This window comes from Shewanella abyssi, assembly GCF_023284025.1.
In the GTDB taxonomy this organism is placed as follows: domain Bacteria; phylum Pseudomonadota; class Gammaproteobacteria; order Enterobacterales; family Shewanellaceae; genus Shewanella; species Shewanella abyssi.
On sequence record NZ_JAKIKR010000012.1, the window covers coordinates 89,892 to 95,891 of the forward strand.

6 protein-coding genes are annotated in these 6,000 nt (G+C 44.5%); 2 read left to right on the forward strand and 4 right to left on the reverse strand.

Translation table 11 applies throughout. The features are described from left to right. Window positions 1–269 precede the first annotated feature (269 nt). From L2755_RS07810 to L2755_RS07820, 3 genes are all read right to left on the reverse strand, one after another. Window positions 270–779, reverse strand: coding sequence for a M48 metallopeptidase family protein (locus L2755_RS07810; RefSeq protein WP_248980116.1), 510 nt, complete (start codon window positions 777–779; stop codon window positions 270–272). 96 nt (window positions 780–875) lie between these two features. Next, window positions 876–1,319, reverse strand: a complete 444-nt coding sequence (locus L2755_RS07815) for a DUF3010 family protein (RefSeq protein ID WP_248980117.1) — start codon at window positions 1,317–1,319, stop codon at window positions 876–878. Between the two features lie 250 nt (window positions 1,320–1,569). Continuing rightward, complete coding sequence (locus L2755_RS07820; RefSeq protein ID WP_248980118.1) at window positions 1,570–2,910, reverse strand: DEAD/DEAH box helicase; 1,341 nt, start codon at window positions 2,908–2,910, stop codon at window positions 1,570–1,572. 238 nt (window positions 2,911–3,148) lie between these two features. On the opposite strand from L2755_RS07820, the gene rssA reads away from it, so the two are divergent. Next, window positions 3,149–4,123 (forward strand): patatin-like phospholipase RssA, encoded by a 975-nt coding sequence (rssA, locus tag L2755_RS07825; RefSeq protein WP_248980119.1) that lies wholly within the window; start codon window positions 3,149–3,151, stop codon window positions 4,121–4,123. A 65-nt stretch (window positions 4,124–4,188) separates the two neighbouring features. Here rssA and L2755_RS07830 read toward each other — a convergent pair whose 3' ends face one another. Then, entirely contained in the window at window positions 4,189–5,187 is a 999-nt protein-coding gene (locus L2755_RS07830) for an NADP-dependent oxidoreductase (protein ID WP_248980120.1), read from the reverse strand. A gap of 177 nt (window positions 5,188–5,364) precedes the next feature. Here L2755_RS07830 and L2755_RS07835 point away from each other — a divergent pair, with 177 nt between their 5' ends. Next, complete coding sequence (locus L2755_RS07835) at window positions 5,365–5,817, forward strand: MarR family winged helix-turn-helix transcriptional regulator (RefSeq protein WP_248980121.1); 453 nt, start codon at window positions 5,365–5,367, stop codon at window positions 5,815–5,817. The last annotated feature ends 183 nt before the right edge of the window (window positions 5,818–6,000 follow it).

The following is a 6,000-nucleotide window of genomic DNA, read 5'->3' on the forward strand; positions in this document are numbered from 1 at the left end:
CTGCTAGTCTGCTACTGTCTTGAAGTAACCTCAACTATTATGGTTATTTAAGGGTTACAATATGCCTCTTCTGAAGTTGTTAAACTTTTAGTAGTAAACTTGAAAAGGTGTACAGCAGTTTAAACTTTAACGGCTTTAAAGTGCTTGTAATCGCTGTTGTTGCTTCATCGCACAGAGGCAAGCTTTACCTCTGAGTGCAGGGCAACTCTTACAAGGGTTTGCCTTATACGGATGGTGCAATACTTTTGCGTGGTGAAGGCTTAATTTGTCTATTCGCTGTAAGGATTTTTCTTTGCGTCGATTAAGGTGAGTAGCAGTCTTAATTCAAACTCTAATTGATGATAATCACCGTCCATGTGGTTACATAGTTGGTAGAAGGCTTTGCTGTGATCTTTCTCTTTCAGGTGTGCCAGCTCATGCACCACCACCATTCTCAGTAACCCTTCTGGTACCTTTTTGAGGCGAGAAGATATTCTGATCTCATTTTTTGCTTTGATCTTGGCACCTTGCTTACGGGCTACGTAGGAGTGTAGGCCTAATGCTTGATGGCTAAGGGAGATCTTGTCGTCAAAAATGACTTTGGATAATGGCTGTGACTTGCGTAAATACTGGTTTTTGATGGCAATAGTGTATTCATACAGCGCTTTATCTGTTCTAACTGAGTGGATTTCGGGGTGTCTTTTAAGTAAAAATTCACCAAGTTTACCTTGAGATAATAGGGTCTGTACTTGCTGCTGGATCTCGGCTTGATAGCCATTGAGGTAGGTTAAGTTTTGCATAATTGAGTCAGATATTAGCGGCTGTTGTTTTTAACAGGCTAATCTTCGAGTTCATTTACTCTAAGATTAGCCTAGTACTATCCCTTCAACGACTGATTAGTCTTCTTCTCTTTTGAAGATACTCTCGTTGTGAGATGCATAAGCTGCGTCAAAAGCATTACGTTGGAAACGTTTTAGATCTAGCCCTTCAAAGTCAACTTGTGGCGGATTACGCTTCAATTGCGCTTTAATGATGACCGGTGAGATAAGCGTCACTGGAAGTCCAATCACTTGAATCGCAGCTTCAAGTTTAAAGCTAGTGACGCTACCAGCGCCTTTACCCTTTTGCTCGCGTTCAATGATGACAACTTCATCGACACGGTAATCTTCTAAAAGCTTACTAAAGGCAAAGTGAAACTCACGAATTGTCTCGGTTTGCGCTGAGTTTGAAATAGCGAATGATTTCTGACGGCAATCAGGCACGTTGTACGTTTCGCCTTCATAACTTAATAAACTGATGATGGCTTCGCCACCTTTTAACTCTACGCCACAAATTCTCATGGTAAACCTTCAAAATAACAATATTACGCATATTGTAGCGTTATTTTCCCCACTGGTCAGCGTTTAGCGTTAGCAATTAGAAATAAAGTTCTGTTTGTTGTACGACATTCAAACAAAGTTAATTTGAAGTGAGTGCTATTGAAATACATTGAGGTGTAATTAGGTCTTATACGTGAGCTACTAATAAAAAAACGCTGGGATAGATAACTATCACAGCGTTTTCAGAACAAGCTTTAGTATTTGGTCAATGCTAGTCTTCAGGCGTATCTTGTAACTTAGACTTTGGCTTTTTAAGCATGGGTGCATCACCGACATCAATACCTGTGGCAAAGCGTCTATCACGGTTAGCAGATGCCTTTGCTGCCGTTCTTTTCTTGGCTATTACGGCTTTTTTCTTCGCTGTAGGTTTCGCTTTACTTTTGCTCACGGGTTTAGCTTTCAAGCCCGTGAATTTACCTTTTAAGCCTTCAAACTCGCTAAAGGCAAACTTCTTGTTCAGGAAGGTTTGCACTTGGGTAAAGTTAACCCAGTCTTTAGGGCCTACCAGTGAAACTGCATTACCTTTAGCACCAGCACGGCCGGTACGGCCAATACGGTGTACATATTCTTCAGCAAATTTAGGCATATCAAAGTTGATAACTAAAGATACGTTGAGTAGATCTAGACCACGAGAGGCAACATCTGTGGTCACCAATATCTGCTGTAAACCACGGCTAAACTCATCCATGATTTGGTTACGTGCATTTTGCTTTAACTCACCGCTGAGTGATGCGGTTTTAAAGCCTTCATCAGCAAGCTTTTTAGCTAGGCGGTCGGTATCGAGTCTGGTCGCCGTAAAGATGATGATCTGTTTTTGCTGCTCATCTTTTAAAAGACGCGATAATAGCGCTTCTTTATGATCAAGGTGATCACATAGGAATATACGCTGAGTAATATCTTTGTGCTCTAAATTACCCGCTCCAATAGCAACATGCTCGGGTGTTTTTAGCAGCTCCGCGGCAATATCATTGACGTCGCCATGATCAAGCGTGGCGGAAAACATCAATGTTTGACGACGCTTATGATCGGCGGCTTCATTAATCAGCTTAAGCTGATCGGCAAAACCTAAATCCAACATGCGATCGGCTTCATCAAGGATGAGCAGTTCAAGCCCATTGAGGTGCAAATGATGTTGCTTAAGGTGATCTGCTAAACGGCCTGGCGTCGCCACAACAAAATGGGGGTCACGAGAAAGCGCCTTTGCTTGGTCGTTAAAGTTTTCACCACCTAGAATTTTAGTGGCTTTATATTGGGTGTTGGCTACCAGTAATCGCAGTTGGCTATAAACTTGGGTCGCAAGCTCACGAGTGGGTAGCAAAATAACCACCCGTGGATCACGCTTACTTAATGCTCTACACGAAATCATCCTTTGCATTGCAGGTAACAAGAACGCCAAGGTTTTGCCTGAACCTGTCTTAGATGATGCCATTATGTCTTTGCCTGCGAGGGCAATGGGTATGGCTTGTTCCTGGATCTCTGTAGGGGTGTCTATACCCATGTGCTTTAACGTTTGTAAAAGACGTTGATCCAGTGAAAAATCGGTGAATTGCAAAGGTGAACTCCTAAAATAATCTGACCGAGTATTATAGCCTAGATAGATAGAGGAGGGCTATGATTAGCCATTAAGTTTATGCTAAAGCGGTCGAAATAGACTGGTGGCAAGGCTGAACTTAGAGGAACGCTGCAATTGACTACTAAAATCAGTGCCCGTAATAGCGTAACATGGCTATAGAATAAGGAACCACATCAAACCAATCTTAGATCTAAATTGATTACAGGAGTCAACGCACGTGTCGGACAATAATCATTCAGTTCAAATTGGTCTCGCTTTAGGGAGCGGCGCCGCTAAAGGTTGGGCGCATATTGGTGTGCTCAACGGTCTCGCTAAAATGGGCATTTATCCTGATAAAATAGCGGGCTGCTCCATCGGCGCAGTGGTGGGTGCTGCCTATGCTAATGATCATCTCGAAGAGTTAGAGGCGTGGGTGCGTAGTTTTAGCAGTTGGGATGTTCTAGGACTGATGGATCTTAGCTGGCGTAAAGGCGGGCTCATTGGTGGTGAAAAAGTTTTTGATGTGTTGCAAAAACGCATGGGCGACATGCAGATTGAGCAGCTGAAAAAACCGTTTACGGCGGTTGCTACGGATCTATATTCTGGCCAAGAAATTTGGTTTACCGAAGGCGATTTGCGCCATGCTGTGCGAGCATCATGTTCCATGCCTGGTATTTTACCCCCAGTAAAAGTGGGTGAACGCTGGTTGGTGGATGGCGCGGTGGTGAATCCCGTTCCGGTATCGGTAAGCCGAGCAATGGGCGTCGATATCGTTATTGCGGTCGATCTACACGGGCTTCGCCGGGGTCGTTTGCAAGTGTTACCGGTCAATATGAAAAGTAATAAGCCGACAAACCAAGAAGTAGCGGAAGCTGAGAAACATCAAGAATTAGGCTTTACCGATCTGCTTGCGCGCGGAAGAGATTATATTACTGGCTTAACGGATAAGTTTTCTCCGAGCAATAAAATCGGTGATCATATAAATCCCAACCCGGGTATGCTTGCGGTGATGTCGCAGTCGATGGAGATATTAGAGCAACGTCATAAGCGCGCAAGGCTAATGGGCGATCCACCTGATATTTGTATCGTGCCAGACTTAGGTGATATCGGTACCATGGAGTTTCACCGCGCGGCAGAGGCTATTGCAGCAGGTGAAGCGGCTGTCGAGCAAGTTGCCCACCTTATTGAAGCGGCGCTGGCGCCATATCGCTAAATAACGTGAACGAGTGATTAACATAAAAAAGGGCCTTCAGGCCCTTTTTTATGTTTAGTGACGACTTAATCAAGTTTTACAATCATCTTACCGCGGTTTTTACCTTCAAATAGACCGATAAAAGCCTCTGGTGCACTGGATAGCCCTTCATAAATAGTTTGCTCAGCGGTCACTTTCCCCTCTGCTAACCATTGACCCATTTGCTTAGCAAATTCTGGGTAATGAGCCCAATGTTCAAACACAATGAAACCTTCAATCTTTAGCTTCTTCATGATGATCTGTGCCAAGTTGCTCGGCCCAGGTGTCGGCACGGTATCGTTGTATTGCGAAATCATGCCACAAACGGCAATGCGACCATGATCTTTCATATTGTTCAATGCAGCAGTTAGGTGATCGCCGCCAACATTTTCAAAATAGACATCGATGCCTTCTGGTGCGGCTGTCGCTAATGCAGCAGTGAGGTCGCCACAGGTCTTGTAGTTAATCACGGCGTCAACACCGAGTGATTTAATATGCTCAGCTTTCTCGTCAGAGCCAACGGATGCAATAATGCGAGCGCCCATTAATTTACCGATCTGCACTGCGACGCTGCCTACGGCACCGGATGCAGCTGAGACGAATAAGGTTTCTCCTGCTTTTAACTCAGCAATGCGATTGAGGCCTGTCCAAGCTGTCATGCCAGGCATACCGAGTACACCTAAAAAATGTGATTCGTTGAGGGGAGTTTGTGGCAGGCGGGTTATTTCTGTGCCATCGCTGACATAATGGCTGCGCCAGCCGAGCATGCTATTAACCCTGCTGCCCACTGGAAATTCAACATTGTTTGACTCAATAATCTCACCAATTGCGCCACCTTCTAATACGGCACCAATTTCAAAAGGAGCGATGTAGCTCTTTCTATCAATCATGCGGCCACGCATGTAGGGGTCAACTGACATCCATAAATTCTTTACTAGGAACTCACCGTCATTCATCGCAGGCAAAGTCACTTCTGCCTCGGCAAAGTTACTTGCGTTAGGTAATCCTTCAGGGCGAGACTTAAGTTGAATTTGCTTAGCGTTCATAATGATCCTTTATTTTTGTTTGTGCGCAAAGTAATTTCCGCATCATAGCTAACTGTTAAAACTTATGCAATTACTTTGCGCGCAAAATACCTCCGCGCAAAATAAAAGCCATAGGCTAGTGTTGTTAACTGTAGTCAGGTAAGATCGCTGCAGTTAATATCAGCGGTGAAGGTTGTAGTGAAGAACAAAGTATCGAATAACGAGACCGAAGCATGTCTATCGGATAATGTCTGTTTTGCCCTGTATACCGCTGGCAATGCCCTTATGCGTGCTTATCGCCCTTTATTGGATCAGTATGAACTCACTTACCCGCAATATCTTGTCATGCAAGCATTGTGGCTCCAAGACAGAGCGAGCATGACCCAGCTGTCTCGCACCACTCGTCTGGACATGGGCACATTGACTCCGATTGTTAAACGTTTAGAGAGCAAGTTGTTCTTACAACGTTTACCTGATGAAACTGACGAGCGCAAAAAAGTTATTGCGCTGACTAAAGCGGGATTAGTGTTGCAAGCCGATGCGCTTTCACAGAAGCAAACCTTGCTCAATAAGGTCAGTATGACCGAGCAGGAGATTGAAGCGCTGCGGACACTGTGCCTGACCTTAACCAGCGAACTGAATCAAAAGTAAGCAGTCAGTTTTACCCTTCAAAAAACGGCACGTTTCCTGCTTTGGTTAGATTATAACTAAATCAGTGCCGAATTTTTGACGATGAATCCACTTAGTAGTATCAATACCCCTATTAATAGCGGCGCTGTGCTGGCAGATGCCTATGGAGTGTCAAACACTCAGACTGGTGTTGGCAGCACCGCA

Coding starts and splice junctions, on each gene's coding strand:
- L2755_RS07810 (WP_248980116.1), bottom strand. CDS start 779: ATGCAAAACTTAACCTACCTCAATGGCTATCAAGCCGAGATCCAGCAG.
- L2755_RS07815 (WP_248980117.1), bottom strand. CDS start 1,319: ATGAGAATTTGTGGCGTAGAGTTAAAAGGTGGCGAAGCCATCATCAGT.
- L2755_RS07830 (WP_248980120.1), bottom strand. CDS start 5,187: ATGAACGCTAAGCAAATTCAACTTAAGTCTCGCCCTGAAGGATTACCT.